A 17,939-nucleotide genomic window follows, 5' to 3' on the forward strand; every position below is an offset into this window, starting at 1 on the left:
ATTAAGGCAAAATTAAAAATGAGCCCGGTACAATACCGGACTCACTTTTATCAAGCTGCCTAATGAAATAACCGTGTCTAACTTTTAGGGGTCACTTCAGACTGACTCTTTTTTTACTAACTAGTTTAATACTTTAACTGTAACTGTTTTACGTCCCCAGCTACTTGATGTACCTTTATCTGGCATTAAAACGTCGATTTTATTACCTTTAATAGCTCCACCAGTATCACCAGCGATTGCTACTCCGTAACCTTCAACCCATACTTTTGAACCTAATGGAATTACACTTGGATCAACTGCAATAAGTTTCATGTTTGGATTAGCTGTTAAGTTATGACCTAAAGCTGATTTTACTTGGTCGCCTGCTTTATAACCATTTTCAAGTGGATCTGCTGTGTAAGCTGTTGCTACAACTTGGAACTCACGAGAAGAAGATTGTGTGTTTTTCTCAGTTTCTTTTGCAACAGGTTGTTGTGTAGCTGGTTTTTGAGCTTTATTAGCCACTTCACGATCAGCTGCCTCTTGAGCCTTAGCTGCTTTACGAGCTTCAGCTGCTGCCTCTTGAGCTTTAGTTTCTGCTTTAGCTTCAGCGTCTGCCTGAGCTTTAGCTTCTGCTTGAGCCTTAGCTGCCTCTTGAGCTTTAGCCGCTGCTTTAGCTTCAGCTACTTCTTGAGCTTTAGCTTCTTCACGAGCTTTAGCCGCTTCTTGAGCTTTAGTTTCTGCTTGAGCTTCAGCGTCTGCCTGAGCTTTAGCTTCTGCTTGAGCCTTAGCTTCTTCACGAGCTTTAGCTGCTTCCTGAGCTTTAACTTCTGCTTGAGCTTCTGCCGCTTCACGAGCTTTAGCTGCTTCTTGAGCTTTAGCTTTTGCTTGAGTTTCAGCTACTTCTCCAGCTTTAACTGCTTCACGAACTTTAGCTGTATCTTGAACTTTAGTCGTTTTTTCAACTTTAACTGCTGGTTGAACTTTAACTGGTGCTTTACCTGTTAAGTAAGGAACATGAACATAAGCTGTTTTTCCGTTATATTCAAATTGAATCCAGTCATTTTGCACTTGGTGTGTTGTTTCGATTACATCATCTTGTTTCAACTTACCAAGAATTTCTGAGTCTGTGTTTGCACTAGCACGTACGTTTAATACGTTTGCTGTTACGTAGTAAGTGTCTTTTGTATAGTCAGCGCTTATGAAAGCTTCTTTACCGCTATTCAATGTAACTTTTGACCAACCATTTTCTGTATGTAAAACATTTACTTTATATCCATCTAATAATTTTCCTACAACTTTTGATTCAGTAGTTGGGTTTTCTCGTACGTTTAGTACGTCAGTCGTTACGATCGTTTCTGCTTTAGCAGATGTTGTGAAAATCCCAAGACCAAAAACCGCTGCTGTTGCTATACCCATAAATTTTTTCATAATAGCCTCCATTGCATTTGTTTTCGTTGACCTCATTATAGCAACCATTATTTTCTTATTTGCGAAAAACATAAAATTACAAAGCTTTCGTAACGGGGCATTAATATTCTGTAACAATTCCATAAATATCCTGATAGCGCTTCCTTGTTGTTTTTTGGCGTATTAGGGCGTATAAAACACAAAATGAGTAGTATTTCAATTACAATAACATTAATAATGTTACGGTGATATTTCTTATTGATATCTATAGTGTTACAAAAATAGCGTATTTTACTGTCTGAATGAAAAGATAGTTATGGAATAATAACCTTTTTAGATGTAAAAAGATATAAATGAGGTGAAATTTAATGAAATATCGATATAATTGTTACAAAATCAGTCGAAGCATGGAAAAAATTACGCCTTGATTTTTGTCTGTTACATAGTATTTTTGCAATAATAGGATTAGATAATAGCCTTAGTACCTATAAATAATGAAGAGTATTAGAATGATAGTTGTAACGTGAAACATATATAATAGAAGAAACTCGATTTAATAGGTAAATAAAAAACGCAGGAGTGTAAACTCCTACGTTTTTGTTTATTCATATCGTAAACATTCAATTGGATCAAGTTTTGCAGCTTTGTTAGCTGGTAATAGTCCGAATGCAATACCGATTAGCATTGAAATGCCTACTGCAAGAAGTCCAAGTTCTTTTGAGACAACGAGTGGCCATCCAGCAAAGATTGAGACGATCCAAGCGAAGAAAATACCGAGCATGAATCCGATGAAACCACCAAGTCCTGTTAAAATACAAGATTCGATTAAGAATTGTGTTAATACTTTACCACGTGTTGCACCAAGTGCTTTACGAATACCAATCTCGCGTGTACGTTCTGTTACAGATACAAGCATAATGTTCATTACACCGATACCACCAACAAGTAAGGAGATAGCAGCAATACCACCGAATACCATTTTCATCATACCGATTGATTCGTCTAGTTGTTTCGTAAATTTACCTAAATCTTGTGCTTCGAATTTGTGCTCAAATTTAGGAGCTTTCATTTCGTTTAAGACAGAAACAGCTTGTTTTTCTACACTTTTACGTTCTGTCGGAGAGGTCATTGTTAATCTTACAGAGTCATACTCATTTACTCCTGAAATGACAGGCGCGTTTTCAAGTGACGTATAACCTTCAGGCATAGGCATTCCGAAGTCGTTTTTCGTTTCGTATACACCAACTATTTTATAAGGCTTTCCTTTTATATCTGTGTATTGGTTTGATTCCCAACCACTAAATAATTTGTTGAAAGCTTCTTCATTTAATATAACAGCAGGGATTGCTTGGTTTAGTTCACTGTCATTTAATTCACGACCGTGAACTAATTTTATTTTCGAATCTTTCATAAAGGCGCCTGTTCCACCTTTTAAATCAAGATTTACATCTTTTGAACCAGCAGATGCTTTTACTTTCATACTTACGTCTGGATATACATCTTTAACGCCTGGTACAGTTTGCAGACGGTTTAGCATATCAGGTGTGATTTTGGCACTATCTGTTCCGTAATCAGGGTTGTTGTAGTAAATCGTTACTTCATTATCTTTTCCTTGGCCTAATTCTTTTTTAAACTTTGCGTTTGTACCATCACCCATTGAGATGATAGTAATAATGGCACTAATACCGATAATAATACCTAACATTGTTAAGATAGAACGCATCTTATGAGCAAAGATAGAGGAAAGGGCCATGCGTATATTTTCACTCGTATTCAAAATTAACCTCTCCAATCTTGGACGATATTTCCGTCACGAATTACAATTTGACGTGCTGCAGCTTCCCCGATTTCACGATCATGGGTAATCATAATAATTGTTGAGCCTTGTTTATTTAATTCGTAAAAGAGGTCCATAATTTGTGTGCTTGTTTTCGTATCAAGTGCTCCCGTCGGTTCATCGGCTAAAATGAATTTTGGGTTATTTACGATTGCACGTGCAACAGCGACACGCTGCTTTTGCCCACCGGACAATTCGTTCGGTAAGTGAGTAGCGCGATCAGCTAAGCCTACTTTTGTTAAAGCAGCTAACGAGCGCTCACGTCTTTCTTTTTTATCGACTCCAGCGTAAATAAGAGGTAGCTCTACATTTTGAAGTGCTGTAAGTCTAGGTAATAACATGAAGTTTTGGAATACGAATCCGATTTCTTTATTACGTACGTGTGCAAGTTCTGTTTCAGACATGTTTGAAATGTTTTGACCAGCTAGTTCGTACGTACCTGTCGTCGGTTTATCTAAGCAACCGATAATGTTCATTAATGTTGATTTACCAGAACCAGAAGGTCCCATAATCGAAGTGAATTCTCCTTGGTTCAGTGTTACATCAATTCCGTGTAATATTTGAACGGACTCTGCACCATTTTGGAAGGATTTCGTGATGCCTTTTAAGTTAATCACTGGGCGACAACCTCCATACCATCTTTTAAGTCTTTTTCAGGCTTAGAGATAATTTCCTCTCCTTTTTTCACTCCAGAAACTTTTGCTTCGCTATCAGTCTCGAATTCAACAGTAACTGCTTGTTCTTTCGCTTTACCGTCTTTTACAACGAAGACAACATTTTTGTCACCTTTTTTCACGATACTGCTTTTCGGAATAATTGTACCAGTTGCTTCGCCAGATTTACTTGTTACGTAAACGTGGAAGCCGTTTTGTAGTTCGTCACTATTATCTAATGTGACAGTGAATTGGTAATTAGAAACAGTTTTATTTTCATCCATGCTCTTTAAAGGTGTAGAACCGATTTCTGTTACTTTTCCTGTCCAAGTCTTACCAGCGACAGTTTTTGATGAAACAGTTACTTCTTGCCCAACTTTCATACTAGCAAGCTCATATTCAGAAAGTTGACCTTTTACTTTAAATTGACCAGCGTGACGAAGAGTAATTCCGCTCATACCTGTTTTTTCGTCAGCAGTTTTTACGATATCATCAATTACGCCATCAGCAGGACTTGTTACAGAAAGATTGTTTACTTTCTCTTTTGCTACTTTAATCATTTCATCAGCTTTTTCAACTTCAAACTTTTTCATTTCAATTTGTGATTCTAATTGCCCAACTTCGGCTTCTGATGCTTTTAATGCTTCAGCAGGAAGGCCTGCATTTTTATCTTTTTGTAATTTTTGTTTCGCTGAATCAATTTGTTTTTGGAGCAACGTTACTTCTTTTTGTGCGATTTTCTTTTGCATTTCTGCTTCTGTTACACCTTGTTTCGCAGTCGGATCATTGTATTTAAACAGAAGCTGACCTTTTTTCACTTCATCGCCTTTTTTAACAGCTAATTCATATGTTCCTTTTGTTGGATCGAATGAAATAGTTTCAATTCCATTTGGAATAACTTCGCCACCAAATTTTTGCGCGTTTTGGATTTGTTTTTCGGTTACTTTATATCCGCTATATGCCATTGCTACATCCGAACCGCCCCCAGCAAATGCAAAGTATGATCCAGCTGCAATTCCAATTGCTACTACACTAGTAATTAACACTTTATTTTTCTTCTTCATCTATTTATCACCTTTTCGTTCGTTTTAGTATCTACATTAAGTATAGAAGAGGAGAAGAATCTGACAAATCGTTTTAGCTTACAATAACCTTACAGTTTTGTAAGGTATGAATATGTAAATGTAAGGTAGAGGTTGTCCTAGTATAAGCAAATGAATTGACTCGTTGTTTCTTTCTTACAATAATATTGTATGGAGGAGAGGAGGAAGGAAGATGGAAGCTTATTTTAGTGCGCATCCATTAAAATCGTTTATTCCATACTCAAGACAACACGTCCTTATATTATTTATTATGTTGGTGGGGATATTTTTTCTGTATCAATACCAAGATGTATTACGTCAAAGTGAGTGGAATATAACGGTTCGATATGCGATTGCATTTCTATTTATAGGGAGTGAAATTGGGCTTCATATGTGGGAATGGAAAGCAGGGATTTTTGAGCTAGGCACTTCATTACCGTTTGAGTTATGTACGATTAGTTTATTATTAGCGTCGATTATGATTGTAACGAAAAGTTACCGCATATATGAGATTGTATTTTTCACAGGAATTATTGGTGCATCACAAGCCATTTTAACGCCGAACTTGCAGTATACTTTTCCGCATTTTCGCTTCATTGAATATTTTATCGCACATGTATTGCTTATTTGGGCACCGCTCTTTATGACTTGGGTAGAAGGGTATCGTCCGACAGTACAATCTATTAAACGCACAATGATATTTTTAAACATATTGATTCCAATTGTTTCGTTTGTGAATTACAAAACGGGTGGAAACTATATGTTTTTAGCTCATAAGCTAGAAACTGCTTCATTACTCGATATGTTAGGACCGCATCCTTACTATATTATTTCATTAGAACTCGCAGCGCTTATTGGGTGTTTTATTTTGTATATGCCATTTGCGAAAAGAGAAAAACAGTTACATAAAGAATCGTTAGGGTCATAACCTAGCGATTTTTTATGTGTTGAATATTTACAATTCAGAAAATTGAGAATAAAATTAAGGGGTAAATTATAGAGAGAGAAGGGCGAAAATGATCAAAAAAGTATTTTTGAATGGAATGGAAGTGACGATTCAATTTCTTATTTCGATTTTGGGGATTATTATGTTAGGGGCTCTGCCGAAATTGTTTTATGGATTTAAGCTGGATGTATCAAAGTACATACAGAGTTTAAAAGAAGTGTTTGTGAACTTAATGGATATTTCCAATTTGCAATATGTGAAAGGTAAATTTTTATTTCCGCAGCTGTTCGTCCATTATAAAGAAACGATTATTATTTTTTTAGCTGCTTTTTTTATTTCATTATTTGTAGCATTTTGTATTGTTTATGTAATTATGAGTAGTTCACCGCGTATACAACATCGAATTAAATCATTTCTTATCTTCCTAGAATCCATTCCAGATATCCTTCTTATTTTAGTATCACAAATTTTAGTTGTATGGTTTTTTAAACAAACAGGTTTTTTACCTTTTCAAATTGCTTCAATTGGAGGCGAGTCGATTAGGGGGTTGCCAATATTATGTTTGAGCATCCCGACTACGATTATGTTTGTAAAAATGGTCGTGCTTCGTTTTGAAAATGAATTAGAAAAAGATTATGTACTATTTGCTAAGGCGAAAGGGCTGGGGCGCTTTCATATTTTAAATCGTCATATTTTACGAAATGTGTTGCTTAGTACATTATTCTTTGCGAAAACGAATATCTTTTTTATGTTATCTAATTTATATATTATAGAATGGATTTTTAATACGGGTGGTATTTTTATGTTTTTGAAATCGTATTTTGGTATTAGAGTTGAGGTTTTCATCGTTAGTGTGCTTCTTATATATATTCCGATTTTTATTTTATTTAAATTGTTTCATTATCTCATTCCGGCTGCGATGAAGGAGAGATTATAATATGTGGACGTATATAAAACGTGATAAAAGATTTTGGATAAGCATTGGGTTTCTTCTCCTATTAGTTCTTTTGAGCATCGGAAATACGTTATGGAATGATGGACATATTAGACAAGTTACATTGCAATATGATGCGGATGAAAATCCACAAGTGCCACCGTTTCCACCTTCATTACAATTTTTACTCGGGACAGACCGGAAAGGGTATGACCTGTTACATTTAGTCATTGAGGGCGCGAAGTGGACGATTGGTATATCTATTTTAATTGCGGCACTTAGAATGGTAATAGGTGTGTTTTTCGGTGTCGTACTCGGAACGTATATAAAAAGAGGATTTTCAAAAATTGAGGCTTTCTTCGATAGTTTTACAGTTATTCCGACAGTTATGATTGCGTATTTTTTTCTTCAATCTGCAAATGCATTTGGAAGCGGAGAGGAGACAACAACCTTTTTTGAAAGGGCTTCGTTTCAAGTGGTATTACTTGTACTGCTTGTAATGCCGGTTATTGCACTGTATGTTGCGAAGGAAGTTCGTAAATTGCGAACGGAAGAATTTGTTGATGCCGCGCGCATATTAGGTGGATCGAGAAGACATATTGTTATAAAACATATTTTTCCGCATCTCTATATGCCGTTTATACTCGTATTTCTTCAGCAGTTTACGCAGACTCTTACTATTTTACTGCACTTAGGATTACTTGAAGTGTTCTTTGGTGGGACTGTAATGTTTGGTGGACAAATAAAAGAGGTGGAATCTTATACGCATGAATGGTCAGGTTTAATTGGAGTATACTTTAGGTCATTAACAGTGAATCCGTGGATCCCTCTCGTTCCGATTACATTTTTTGGACTTACTATTTTTTCAGGAAATATGATTGTAAAAAGTATCGAAGAGGCGATGATGAAAATAAGGTTAGGAGGAGAGCTAAAGAAGGATGTTGTAGAAGAGGAACAATCTGTTGTGCAGTCGAAAGAAGAGTTATTTACTTTTAAGCATACGATGTGAAAATAAAAAGAAGCAAGCATGTATTTCATGCTTGCTTCTTTTCTTTATTTTGTAGAAACTTCGCCTTCAGCTTCTGTTTGCGGAATAAAGTATCCGATTATACCACCAATTATTGCTGGAACGATCCAGCCGATTCCTAAGTTGTAAAAAGGAATGGTGTGTACGATATTCGCAATAAAACTTGGTATCATTCCCACATTATCAAGTGCATGAATACAGCTAATAATGAATGCTGCGATCATTGCTCCGATGTAGACAGAAGGTTTACGTTTCGTATATTTATCTATAAATGATACGAAAATTAAAATAATCGTAATTGGATATAAAATAATTAATACAGGTAAAGTAATTTTGATTAATAAACTTAAACCTAAGTTTGAAATCACGAAGCTAAAGATACAAACGTATAGTACGAGCTTTTTGTAAGAAACGTTCGTTAATACTGTTGCAAAATAGTTGGCGAATGCACTTACAACGCCGATTGCTGTTGTTAAACAAGCGAAGATAATGGCGATACTTAATAAAATATTACCGCTTGTCCCAAAGAATTGGTACATAACAGTAGCTAATAGCTGACCGCCGTTTTCGAATTGTCCTAAGTTTCCGTTTGAAGCGCCAATATAACCGAGTAAGAAATAAACAATTGTTAAGAATAGGGCAGCAATGCTTCCGCAAATAATTGTATATTTCGCAATTGATTTCTTGTCTTGTACACCGCTTTGACGAATTGCATTTACAACAATCGTTGATAATACAAGTGCTCCAATTGCATCTAACGTTAAAAATCCTTCAAGAAATCCTTTGAAAAATGGGATATCTTTATAGTCACCGATAGGCTCTGCAAACGTTCCTGGTGAAAGAATTGCTTTTGTTGCCATAATTGCAATAATTACAAGTAAAATTGGTGTTAATATTTTTCCGATATGATCTACTAATTTTGATGGATTTAATGATAAGAAGTAGACGACTGTAAAGAAAATAGCACTAAAAACTAACATAGAGTACCATTGGTCTGGGAAAAGTGGTGCAATCCCAATTTCGTAAGATACAGATCCAGTTCGTGGAATAACAAATAGTGGGCCGATTGAAAGATAAATAATGATAGCGAATACTGCTGCGAATTTTGGATGAACACGGCTTGCTAAAGTGTTAAAACTACCACCGGCAAGGGCAACAGCGACGATAGCTAGTAAAGATAAACCGACGTCTGTAATAATAAATCCTGTAATGGAAATCCACATATTTTCTCCGGAAGAAAGACCGAGAAGAGGTGGAAAAATCATATTACCAGCACCGAAGAAAACTGCGAATAGTAATAAACTAATCGAAAGTATTTGCGCTGGTTTTAAAGTTGTACGCATATAAAGAAACTCCTCCTAATGAGTGTTTTTGTCGAAAATTCAAACAATTTGTCGAGTAACTGTTATTATTTTAAAGGTCTGATGACTAGAAAGCAATAGGGAATTTTAAAAATATTTTAAAATAATGCGTAAAATTGAATAAATATACTATTTATATGCTTAATATAGGAAGGATTTAACTTTAAACGTAAAAAAACACATATCGCTAGGATATGTGTTTTAAAAAAATATTTTTTTATCACGTTCTTCTTTTAAAATTTCAACTGCTTCTCGGAAACGTTGTGAATGGACAATTTCTCGTTCACGTAAGAATCTCAAGCTATCATTTATATCGGGATCGTCAGATTGGTTAATAAGCCATTGATATGTGGCACGTGCTTTCTCTTCAGCCGCAATATCTTCGTATAGGTCGGCAATTGGATCGCCTTTAGCTTGTATATAGGTTGCAGTAAATGGAACACCAGCTGCGTTATGGTAGTGAAGTGCGCTGTCATGGTCGACGTAATGAGGATCGAGACCAGCTGCCTTCATCTGTTCAGGAGTCGCATCTTTCGTCAGCTTATAAACCATCGTAGCAATCATTTCAAGATGAGCAAATTCTTCTGTACCAATATCGGTAAGGAGGCCAATGACTTTATCAGGAATTGTATATCGCTGATTTAAGTAACGGAGTGCAGCAGCTAACTCTCCATCTGCACCGCCATATTGTTCAATTAATAATTTTGCGAGTGCTGGATTGCAAGTTCCTACTTTAACTGGGTATTGCAATTTTTTTTCATAAATCCACATAGTTTCTCTCCTTTATATTTGCCATGGCCAAGGACCTTTGCTCCATTCCCAAGGAGCGTTAGAATAGCTATTTCCAAATTGTTGGAGTGGCCCGTATTTTTCCTCTATCTTTTGTTTTAACACTCTTCGTTTATAAGAGAATTCATTAAATTGATTAATAGCAGCGGTATCATCTGGATGTGTATCTAAATAAAGAGTTAGCTCAACTAGTACAAAGTCTAGTTCTTGAAGCTCCAGTAAAAGCTGATAATATTCTTCTGGTAGCGATTGAGTCACGTCGGTAGTCACCGCCCTTTTTTATAAGGATTTTCATAATAGTCATAAAAAACAGGCCATAAAGTTCCTTTTTGTAGCGCTTCTTTTGGTGTGAATTGCGGTAAATTCGGCGGTTGAAAACCTAAAAATAAATTCGGAGGAGTAGAATAATATTTTTTTCCGATAGGAGGACAAGGATCGAGAGGACTATGATAGGGCACGAATGATCTCATATATTTATTCATGAATAAACCTCCTTACATGTTCATTACTACGTATTGTATTCAGACATAATGAGCATTTATGACACATATAAAAAAGTAATAAGTACAGGGGGAATGAATGTGGAGAATGTAAAGAATTTAATCGTGTTAGAAGTAAAGAACTTAAAGGAAACTCTGTATTTTTATGAAGGGATTTTAGGGATAACACCTAGTTCAGAAAGGCCACAATTAGATGTTACAGGGGTTTGGTATGATACTGATTCAACGAGAATTAGTTTTGTGATGAATCGCAGTTTGGGCGGGCGTGAGAAGAGTGTTACGGACTCAGTTGATGTTCTAACGTTTTCAATTTCTAACATAGAGAATATAAAGAAGAGGTTAGTATTTTATAAAATCGCATATACAGAAAACAAAAGTGAGAAGAGTATTGTAGTACAAGACCCGGATGGATATAAACTTCAAGTGATAGAGAAGGATGAATAGACGGAGGGGATTTAGTGGAGAGAAATTACGAAGAAAGTGCGTTGTTTGAGCATCAATTTTGGTTAAAAGTACTTACTGATCATGCACAATTTTTACTGGATGCATTAGCTCCGAAGGAAAAAGAGGATATAAAAAAAGCTACTTACTTTGTTGAAACATTTACGAATTTGTTAAATAAAGTTCGGAATGTGAATCTGATGGCATTTTCAAAAGAGGCAGAACAAGCCGCTAAGGAGATTCGGGCGTTTAAATTAAATATTATACAGAAGCAGTTGGAAGGGAAAATTACGATTCATTTTACGCCAACTTTTATTAATCATATGGTAAACGAAGTGGAAGAGTATATAACAGTTTTAGAGTTTTTGAAGAAAGGGGAAGTTCCGCCTGTTTTTCATGAATTGCATTATCATCTCGTTTGGTTAACGGATGCGGCTGGTCATGCGGGTTCTATTTCTGGTGGGCTAGATCTTGTTGAAAAAAGATTGAAAGAGAAAAGCGAAGAATTTACGAAGCATTTTGAACAATTTTACTTAAAGGCAGTTGAGATGACTGGATATTTACGAACGGAGCTTCATCATTTTCCAGCATTAAAGAAGTTTACCAAAGATGTTTCACTTGAATTGAAATTATTTTCGCATTTTTTACATGAAGTGGAAGAGCTCGAGTTATCTCATGAAGTATTAAGTGCACTATCAGCTAGAATGGCAGATCATATGGCAAGAGAGGAATGTTACTACTTATTAAAACTAGCTCAATCGTCTGGGCTGGAAATGCCGAAATGTAATCCGCTTTAAAGAAAAAGAGGTCAATTTTATTTGGCCTCTTTTTCTGTTTTATTGTCTCTTTTTATTTTTGCTTGTTCAATGCTTGCCTGTAATGTCTCCATAATATTAATGATGTTCGGAGCTGGAGAGATTGTTTCAGTTTTTTCCTGTTGTTCAATTTTATTCTCGATTAATTCGGTAAGGGCTTCTTTATATTCATCTGTATACATTTCTTGTTCAAAAGGATTTGTAAGGTGGTGGATTAAATTAATTGCTGCGGTGAGTTCTTGTTTTTGTATAGGATAATTTTCGTTACTTGGTAAGTTAGGTGTATTTGTTATATCGCGAATTTCATTAGGGTAGTGGATGGTTTGTAACATTAGTCCATCTTCAAAGTTACGGATAATAGCTAAATGTTGTTTTTTTCTAATAGAAATATGAATAAGTCCAAGTTTATTTGTACGTTCAAGAGCTTCTTTTAATAATAAATACGATTTTTCATGTCCTGGGGTAGGGCCTATAAAATAAGAGCGATCATAAAGAACAGAATCGATTTCGTTATTTTGGACAAAAGATATAATCCGAATGGATCGTGGTTCGTGAGCTTTTTGCAACGTAGCTAATTCTTTTTCATCCATAATAATGTATTTATGAGGTGCATATTCATAGGCTTTTACAATATCTGTATCATCAATTTCTTCATCCGTACAATCAGGAGCAAATTTTTTATATTTAATAGGTGTTAAACATTCTTTATGGAGGCTTAAAAATTTTATATCGTTTTCTTCTACGGCACTGTATAGTTTAATTCCTATATTTAATAGTCCAAGTGAAAGTGCACCTTTCCAGACGGTATGCAAATGAAACATCTCCTTTCGTTCAAAAATGGTTATGTATATTATGAGATAGTAAGAAATTTCCTATACGTTTTTGTTTTTTACGGAAGGGATTGGAATATAAAATATATTGACAAGCCCTCTGAAATATTTTAATGTGAGTGTATAAAATTGTGTATAAAGGGGAGTAACTTATTACAATAAAGTCGTCATTACAGGGAGAAACCCTCGGCTTTATTGGCAACGTTTCGTTGTTAGTGAGACCTTTACCAGCAATGGTAAAGGCCCCTTTCTGTCTTTTTGAGGACCCTTACCATATTTGGTAGGGTCCTTTTCGTATACAAAGAGAGGAGAAATAAAAATGAAAAAACTTATTAGTAGATTAAGAGTTGTATTTCATGTTCGCCGATTTGTTCCATTCCTATTTGACTTTTTCACTTCAAAAGAGGTTTCAATAAAGAAGAAAATTTTATCTATTGCGTTTTTAGTTGGTTATGTTGCGATGCCGCTCGATTTAATTCCAGACTTCTTACCGTTTATCGGTATTTTAGATGATATTGGAGTTGTGTTATTCATTTTGAATCGAATTGTAAAAATGGCGCCAGTTCAATTACAAGAAAAGCATAACGTAAACGTAGGATAGGAGTTAAAAATATGGAGCAAATTATTTTAGATATAATCGAGTTTTTAAAGCAGTTTTCTTATTTTGGAGTTGTGTTAGCATTAACGTTTGAATTTATTCCAGCAGAAGTAGTTTTGCCCATGGTTGGTTATTGGGTGTACGAGGGAGATATGAATTTTTGGCTTGCTGTACTAGCCGGAACCCTGGGCGGAACGACAGGACCTTTAACGTTATATGCACTCGGTTATTACGGCGGTCGTCCTCTATTAATAAAATACGGGAAATACTTCTTCATTAAAGAAGAACAAATTCAAAAAGCAGATGATTTCTTTGAGAAATATGGACCGGTTGTAGCATTTGTTGGACGCTTTGTACCAGGAGTTCGAACGCTTATTTCTGTTCCGTGTGGTATGGCGAAAATGAACATATGGAAATTTAGTATATATACATTTGTAGCAATGTTCCCGTTAACGACTTTGTATGTTTATTTTGGAATGAAATTAGGTCCGCATTGGGAAAAGGCAGCGGACGTTGTTGGACAATATATGCTACCAATATTAGGAGGCGTTATTCTTATCGTTGCTAGTATCTTTGTCTATAAATATATAAAGAAAAGAAATAAAACGGAATCTATTTAGTCATTTGAATATTTTTTGAAAATAGATGAATAGTACAGGCAAAAGACTCTGAGGGACATACACATATAGGGAATATAAAAGAGAGAGGGGAAACAACTATGTCTTGTGAGTGCTCAGGGTCAGCATTAACTTGTTGTCCAGATAAAAATTATGTGCAAGATAAAGTGTGTAGTCCGTGGTCAGGAACTGTAGTGGCGACTGCTATTACGAATGTACTGTACAACAATAATATTAATCAAAATATGATTGGAACAGGGTTTGTTCGATATGACGTCGGACCGGCTCCGATCACACTGACAGTTTTAGATGCAGCAGGCGCTACAATTGATACACAAACATTAAACCCAGGAACAAGTATAGCTTTTACGTACCGTCGTTTCGTAACAATTGAAGTAACTTTACCTGCTGCAACAGCTGGAACATATCAAGGGGAGTTTTGTATAACTACACGTTATCCACTTTCATAATAGAAAAGGAGAGGGCTAAGATGTACAATTCTAACTTATCATGCTGTTCCAGTAAAACACTTGTTCAAGATCAGGTATGTATAGATTGGGCTGCTACTGGTGCGGTAACTGAAACAGTGTATACGAATAATATTACGCAAGATTTATATGCATCAGGTTATGTGAAATATGATGTAGGTACAGCTCCAATTACGGTGAATTTTTTAGTAGGAGCGACAGTGGTGAATACAATTACTGTACAACCACAAAGCAGTGGATCATTTACAGTAAGATACTTTACTACAATTCAAATTGTAACAACAGGAACGGGAGTAAGCCAAGGACAATTATGTCTGACAGTACGTTATCCAATTTCATAAGCAAAAGCATACCAAGTGGTATGCTTTTTTATATAGTTTGTAAGTTAAGGTGGTGAAGAAATTTATAAGCAAAATGAGAATTGACAACAATATTTTCCTTCCATATATCGGGTTGGGTTATTTGGAATATCAATGATAGCCACAGATTGTAAGGATTGACCTGTATATGACATTGTGTTGCCAGGATAGACTGTAAAAGTATTTGTCACCTTTCCGATAATTTGAACGGTAATTCCTGCAGTACTACTAGTACTATTATACACAGAAATGGTACCAGATATTTTAACTACACCATCTCCTTCCCATAAGATTAATGTAGGATTTTCAGAAGGTGGTGGAATTTCTTTTGTTATAAGAAAATTACCGGCAAATTCATTTGTAACTAACTCACAGCCTGGTGGTTCTGGTGGATTAGGTGGATCATAGGGAGGGCAGATGATAGATAAAGGGGCATAACAGCCGATATTTTTTTTACAAGCCATTAGTAGCTCCTCCCTTCATACTTTCTTTTTATTACTATTAAATGTTGGAAAACGATAGTTGTGTTAATAAAGGGGCGAAAAATTTCAGGAAAGTTTGTTTAATAGGCTTCCAAATCATAATAATGAATAAGAGTCTGTTAGACACAGGGTAGTTGTATAAGATAATACAAGTAATGTTGGATGTTACAGAAAATTGACTGTATATTTACAAAAGTTAAATAAATTTCATTTTCACTTTAAACGAAGTTAATATGTGTTCGATACAATAACCATTGTAATTAATTCATTATATGAGGAGGATTTACGTGGACAGAACTGATTTACGAAAAGTAAAAGGCCTTATTGGATTATTGATGGTTTTTGTATTAGCATTCGTATCATTTCCATGGAGCACATCAGTTAAAGCAGAAGAGAAAAAGCAAGAAAAGGCATTAAGTGAGAAGAAGATAGTTTTTCCAGTTGTAAGTGATGTACATATTAAAAATAGTGGAATGGATGATACGTTTCGCTGGAAAAGAGCGATTGAACAGTTTAATGCATTAGCACCGAAGCAAGATGCGTTCGTAATTGTGGGAGACTTTACTGATTCAGGATCGGTACAACAGTATGATCGTTTCATGCAAGTATATAATGAAAATGCAAATAAAGATGCGGTACGAATGAATTCTCTAGGGAATCATGATTATTGGAATGGCTTATCAGAAGCTGGAGCGCAAAAGAGATTTTTAGAAAAAACAGGTATGGAATCAATTTATTATCATAAAGTGGTAAAAGGTTATCACTTCCTTGTTATGTCTCCAGAGAATGGAACAACTCATGGATATTATTCAGACAAGCAAATTAATTGGTTAAAAGAAGAAATAGCGAAAGCGCAAAAAGATGATCCAGAAAAACCGATTTTTGTATTTTTACATCAACACATTAAAGAGACAGTATACGGTAGTCATGAATGGGGAACACAAGATAGCGCAAAAATTAATGCGGTATTAAAAGAATACCCACAAGTTATTACGTTTTCAGGTCATTCACATTATCCATTAGATGATCCGAGATCGATACATCAAAAAGACTTTACATCAGTTGGTACATCTTCAGTAAGTTATATGGAAGTTGAAGGTGGTAAAGTACAAGGGAATATCCCGCCAGGAGCTAGTACGTTAAGCCAAGGTTTATTAGTAGAAGTAGATGATAAAGAAGTAACGATTAATCGTCGTGATTTCCATACGAATTCTTGGACAGGCGAGCCTTGGAAAATTAAATTACCAGCAAAGAAAGAAACATTTACACATGTAGAAGATCGTGATAAAGAAAAGCCTTACTTTGCTAAGGATGCAAAGCTTGCTGTATCAAATGTAACAGAAAATGCGGCAACAGTAACATTCCCGCAAGCATTGGACAACCTTCTTGTTCACTCTTACCGTGTACAAGCTAGAGATAAGCAAACGGGTGAAATAAAAAATAAATTGTTAGCATTCTCAGAGTTTTACCGTGATCCAGTGCCGAAAGATCTTACGTTTACGCTTGCAGGGTTAGATGGCGGGAAAACATATACACTTGAAGTCGTTGCAATCGATTCATTCGGCAATGAAACTGCGCAGCCGTTAACTGCGGAAATTACTACGAAAAAAGATAATATTGACCCGAATGTGAAAGTACCAAAAGCTGATGTTTTCGATGTAAACTTTGCAGATGGTACATTTAAAGACAATTCACCATTTGGTACAAAAGGTGATGTGAAGGGCAATGTGACTATTGAATATGATAAAGCATTGAAAAAGAATGTTATGAAGTTAAACGGAAAAACAAATACATTTGGATATCTTCCATTTTCAGCAGCACAAAAAGAGAAAATAGCAAATACGTTTACGTTAGAAACTGTATTTTCAATGAATGAAATTCGCGGACAAGGCATCTTGCAAAATACAGAAGGCGGCGGAATTGGATTTGAGTCTACAGGAAGTGGATATGTTGAATTATGGGCTCACATTGGTGGCAGCTATAAACGTGTTGGAGTTCAATTAGAAGCGAACAAAACGTATCATTTAACAGGAACGTATAACGGAAGTGAAGTGGCAATTTACGTAGATGGTAAAAAAGTAAATAGTCAGCCAGCTACTGGGAAAGTGTATCATCCAAACGTACCATTTGCATTTGGAGCGGATCCTGATAGTAACGGAAATGGTGGTATTCCGTTAAATGGACAAATCGCGCTTGCGAAATTATATAGTAAAGCGTTAAGTTCTTCAGAAGTATTAGCGGCGTACAATGAGTTTTCTAACCGCACAAAGTTAGAGCAAGTAAACGCGTTATATGAAGAGCTTGGAAAAGTGAAAGAAGTGTTAGCTGGTACGTATGAGTTTGGTGATAAGCCAGGTCAATATTCAAAGGAAGCATTTCAAGAATTAGAGAAAAGCTATAATAATGCAAAACAAGTGTTTGAAAATGTAGGGAGTACGGGAGAGCAAATCGTTCAAACATATAACGAATTAAAAACAGCTAATGTAACATTTGTACAATCTAAAGTAGTAGAACAACCGAAAACACCGAAAGAAAAATTACAAATCAATATTGAATCTGCAAAAGTAGTAGTGAAAAAAGCGCAAGATGCAAATGTAACAGATGGTTCAGTAAAATCATTGCAACAAAAAATTACAGTTGCAGAAGCTGTATTAAAAGATGTGCAAGTAAAAGATGAACAGGTAGAAACGATGAATCGTACATTAGAGTATACGATTTCACTTGTTGAAAAAAGCATAAACAAATAAGAGAGAAGAAAAGAAGCTTATCATGATAGGCTTCTTTTTTGTTA

20 protein-coding genes are annotated in these 17,939 nt (G+C 35.5%); 10 read left to right on the plus strand and 10 right to left on the minus strand.

What is annotated here, in order from left to right; translation table 11 throughout:
• Positions 1–120 precede the first annotated feature (120 nt).
• From entC to ACTJJY_RS17465, 4 genes are all read right to left on the minus strand, one after another.
• Entirely contained in the window at positions 121–1,533 is a 1,413-nt protein-coding gene (gene entC / locus ACTJJY_RS17450; RefSeq protein ID WP_440606122.1) for a cell wall-binding protein EntC, read from the minus strand.
• Positions 1,534–1,990: 457 nt separating this feature from the next.
• Complete coding sequence (locus tag ACTJJY_RS17455; protein WP_440606205.1) at positions 1,991–3,142, minus strand: ABC transporter permease; 1,152 nt, start codon at positions 3,140–3,142, stop codon at positions 1,991–1,993.
• 26 nt (positions 3,143–3,168) lie between these two features.
• Complete coding sequence (locus ACTJJY_RS17460; RefSeq protein ID WP_000609100.1) at positions 3,169–3,843, minus strand: ABC transporter ATP-binding protein; 675 nt, start codon at positions 3,841–3,843, stop codon at positions 3,169–3,171.
• A complete protein-coding gene (locus tag ACTJJY_RS17465; RefSeq protein WP_440606123.1) occupies positions 3,840–4,943 on the minus strand; it encodes an efflux RND transporter periplasmic adaptor subunit in 1,104 nt (367 codons plus the stop codon). Before ACTJJY_RS17465 ends, ACTJJY_RS17460 begins: the two co-directional genes overlap by 4 nt.
• A 211-nt stretch (positions 4,944–5,154) precedes the next feature.
• Here ACTJJY_RS17465 and ACTJJY_RS17470 point away from each other — a divergent pair, with 211 nt between their 5' ends.
• The 3 genes from ACTJJY_RS17470 (at position 5,155) to ACTJJY_RS17480 (ending at position 7,850) form a co-directional block, all read left to right on the plus strand.
• Positions 5,155–5,889, plus strand: a complete 735-nt coding sequence (locus ACTJJY_RS17470) for a YwaF family protein (RefSeq protein ID WP_440606124.1) — start codon at positions 5,155–5,157, stop codon at positions 5,887–5,889.
• Between the two features lie 88 nt (positions 5,890–5,977).
• Entirely contained in the window at positions 5,978–6,844 is an 867-nt protein-coding gene (locus tag ACTJJY_RS17475; protein WP_440606125.1) for an ABC transporter permease subunit, read from the plus strand.
• Position 6,845: 1 nt separating this feature from the next.
• Positions 6,846–7,850 (plus strand): ABC transporter permease, encoded by a 1,005-nt coding sequence (locus ACTJJY_RS17480; RefSeq protein ID WP_440606126.1) that lies wholly within the window; start codon positions 6,846–6,848, stop codon positions 7,848–7,850.
• Between the two features lie 44 nt (positions 7,851–7,894).
• Here ACTJJY_RS17480 and brnQ2 read toward each other — a convergent pair whose 3' ends face one another.
• The 4 genes from brnQ2 to ACTJJY_RS17500 form a co-directional block, all read right to left on the minus strand.
• Positions 7,895–9,211, minus strand: coding sequence for a branched-chain amino acid transport system II carrier protein BrnQ2 (gene brnQ2, locus ACTJJY_RS17485; protein ID WP_440606127.1), 1,317 nt, complete (start codon positions 9,209–9,211; stop codon positions 7,895–7,897).
• A 219-nt stretch (positions 9,212–9,430) separates the two neighbouring features.
• On the minus strand, positions 9,431–10,000 hold the full coding sequence (gene cotJC / locus ACTJJY_RS17490; protein WP_000265276.1) for a spore coat protein CotJC: 570 nt from the start codon (positions 9,998–10,000) through the stop codon (positions 9,431–9,433).
• A gap of 12 nt (positions 10,001–10,012) precedes the next feature.
• Positions 10,013–10,276: a spore coat protein CotJB gene (locus ACTJJY_RS17495; protein ID WP_440606128.1), complete on the minus strand. Its 264-nt coding sequence runs from the start codon at positions 10,274–10,276 to the stop codon at positions 10,013–10,015.
• 8 nt (positions 10,277–10,284) lie between these two features.
• Positions 10,285–10,500: a spore coat associated protein CotJA gene (locus tag ACTJJY_RS17500; protein WP_001046257.1), complete on the minus strand. Its 216-nt coding sequence runs from the start codon at positions 10,498–10,500 to the stop codon at positions 10,285–10,287.
• 48 nt (positions 10,501–10,548) lie between these two features.
• Here ACTJJY_RS17500 and ACTJJY_RS17505 point away from each other — a divergent pair, with 48 nt between their 5' ends.
• Both ACTJJY_RS17505 and ACTJJY_RS17510 read left to right on the plus strand, forming a co-directional pair.
• Positions 10,549–10,962, plus strand: coding sequence for a VOC family protein (locus tag ACTJJY_RS17505; RefSeq protein ID WP_440606206.1), 414 nt, complete (start codon positions 10,549–10,551; stop codon positions 10,960–10,962).
• Between the two features lie 14 nt (positions 10,963–10,976).
• Positions 10,977–11,756 carry a DUF2935 domain-containing protein gene (locus ACTJJY_RS17510; RefSeq protein ID WP_000440975.1) on the plus strand — a complete coding sequence of 260 codons (780 nt, stop codon included), beginning with the start codon at positions 10,977–10,979 and terminating at the stop codon, positions 11,754–11,756.
• A 17-nt stretch (positions 11,757–11,773) separates the two neighbouring features.
• On the opposite strand, the gene ku is transcribed toward ACTJJY_RS17510, so the two are convergent.
• Complete coding sequence (gene ku, locus ACTJJY_RS17515) at positions 11,774–12,586, minus strand: non-homologous end joining protein Ku (RefSeq protein ID WP_440606129.1); 813 nt, start codon at positions 12,584–12,586, stop codon at positions 11,774–11,776.
• 337 nt (positions 12,587–12,923) lie between these two features.
• Between ku and ACTJJY_RS17520 the strand changes: the two genes are divergently transcribed.
• The 4 genes from ACTJJY_RS17520 (at position 12,924) to ACTJJY_RS17535 (ending at position 14,648) form a co-directional block, all read left to right on the plus strand.
• Positions 12,924–13,205, plus strand: a complete 282-nt coding sequence (locus ACTJJY_RS17520) for a YkvA family protein (protein ID WP_097961950.1) — start codon at positions 12,924–12,926, stop codon at positions 13,203–13,205.
• A gap of 11 nt (positions 13,206–13,216) precedes the next feature.
• Positions 13,217–13,822: a DedA family protein gene (locus ACTJJY_RS17525; RefSeq protein ID WP_431149142.1), complete on the plus strand. Its 606-nt coding sequence runs from the start codon at positions 13,217–13,219 to the stop codon at positions 13,820–13,822.
• Between the two features lie 98 nt (positions 13,823–13,920).
• Positions 13,921–14,289, plus strand: a complete 369-nt coding sequence (locus tag ACTJJY_RS17530; protein WP_001277547.1) for a DUF3992 domain-containing protein — start codon at positions 13,921–13,923, stop codon at positions 14,287–14,289.
• A gap of 20 nt (positions 14,290–14,309) precedes the next feature.
• A complete protein-coding gene (locus ACTJJY_RS17535; RefSeq protein ID WP_000282809.1) occupies positions 14,310–14,648 on the plus strand; it encodes a DUF3992 domain-containing protein in 339 nt (112 codons plus the stop codon).
• A 62-nt stretch (positions 14,649–14,710) separates the two neighbouring features.
• Here ACTJJY_RS17535 and ACTJJY_RS17540 read toward each other — a convergent pair whose 3' ends face one another.
• The gene (locus ACTJJY_RS17540; RefSeq protein ID WP_327641579.1) at positions 14,711–15,130 is read right to left on the minus strand and encodes an S-Ena type endospore appendage; all 420 of its coding nucleotides are present in this window, start codon (positions 15,128–15,130) and stop codon (positions 14,711–14,713) included.
• Positions 15,131–15,435: 305 nt separating this feature from the next.
• Between ACTJJY_RS17540 and ACTJJY_RS17545 the strand changes: the two genes are divergently transcribed.
• The gene (locus tag ACTJJY_RS17545) at positions 15,436–17,895 is read left to right on the plus strand and encodes a LamG-like jellyroll fold domain-containing protein (protein WP_440606130.1); all 2,460 of its coding nucleotides are present in this window, start codon (positions 15,436–15,438) and stop codon (positions 17,893–17,895) included.
• Positions 17,896–17,939 lie beyond the last annotated feature (44 nt).

It is taken from the genome of Bacillus sp. 22475, from assembly GCF_052044835.1.
GTDB classification, from domain to species: domain Bacteria; phylum Bacillota; class Bacilli; order Bacillales; family Bacillaceae_G; genus Bacillus_A; species Bacillus_A cereus.

Bases quoted from the DNA above. Each gene is read 5' to 3' on its own strand.
- entC (WP_440606122.1), bottom strand. From the start codon at position 1,533: ATGGAATTGTTACAGAATATTAATGCCCCGTTACGAAAGCTTTGTAAT.
- ACTJJY_RS17455 (WP_440606205.1), bottom strand. From the start codon at position 3,142: ATGGCCCTTTCCTCTATCTTTGCTCATAAGATGCGTTCTATCTTAACA.
- ACTJJY_RS17465 (WP_440606123.1), bottom strand. From the start codon at position 4,943: ATGAAGAAGAAAAATAAAGTGTTAATTACTAGTGTAGTAGCAATTGGA.
- ACTJJY_RS17470 (WP_440606124.1), top strand. From the start codon at position 5,155: ATGGAAGCTTATTTTAGTGCGCATCCATTAAAATCGTTTATTCCATAC.
- ACTJJY_RS17475 (WP_440606125.1), top strand. From the start codon at position 5,978: ATGATCAAAAAAGTATTTTTGAATGGAATGGAAGTGACGATTCAATTT.
- ACTJJY_RS17480 (WP_440606126.1), top strand. From the start codon at position 6,846: ATGTGGACGTATATAAAACGTGATAAAAGATTTTGGATAAGCATTGGG.
- brnQ2 (WP_440606127.1), bottom strand. From the start codon at position 9,211: ATGCGTACAACTTTAAAACCAGCGCAAATACTTTCGATTAGTTTATTA.
- cotJC (WP_000265276.1), bottom strand. From the start codon at position 10,000: ATGTGGATTTATGAAAAAAAATTGCAATACCCAGTTAAAGTAGGAACT.
- ACTJJY_RS17500 (WP_001046257.1), bottom strand. From the start codon at position 10,500: ATGAATAAATATATGAGATCATTCGTGCCCTATCATAGTCCTCTCGAT.
- ACTJJY_RS17505 (WP_440606206.1), top strand. From the start codon at position 10,549: ATGAGCATTTATGACACATATAAAAAAGTAATAAGTACAGGGGGAATG.
- ACTJJY_RS17520 (WP_097961950.1), top strand. From the start codon at position 12,924: ATGAAAAAACTTATTAGTAGATTAAGAGTTGTATTTCATGTTCGCCGA.
- ACTJJY_RS17525 (WP_431149142.1), top strand. From the start codon at position 13,217: ATGGAGCAAATTATTTTAGATATAATCGAGTTTTTAAAGCAGTTTTCT.
- ACTJJY_RS17530 (WP_001277547.1), top strand. From the start codon at position 13,921: ATGTCTTGTGAGTGCTCAGGGTCAGCATTAACTTGTTGTCCAGATAAA.
- ACTJJY_RS17535 (WP_000282809.1), top strand. From the start codon at position 14,310: ATGTACAATTCTAACTTATCATGCTGTTCCAGTAAAACACTTGTTCAA.
- ACTJJY_RS17540 (WP_327641579.1), bottom strand. From the start codon at position 15,130: ATGGCTTGTAAAAAAAATATCGGCTGTTATGCCCCTTTATCTATCATC.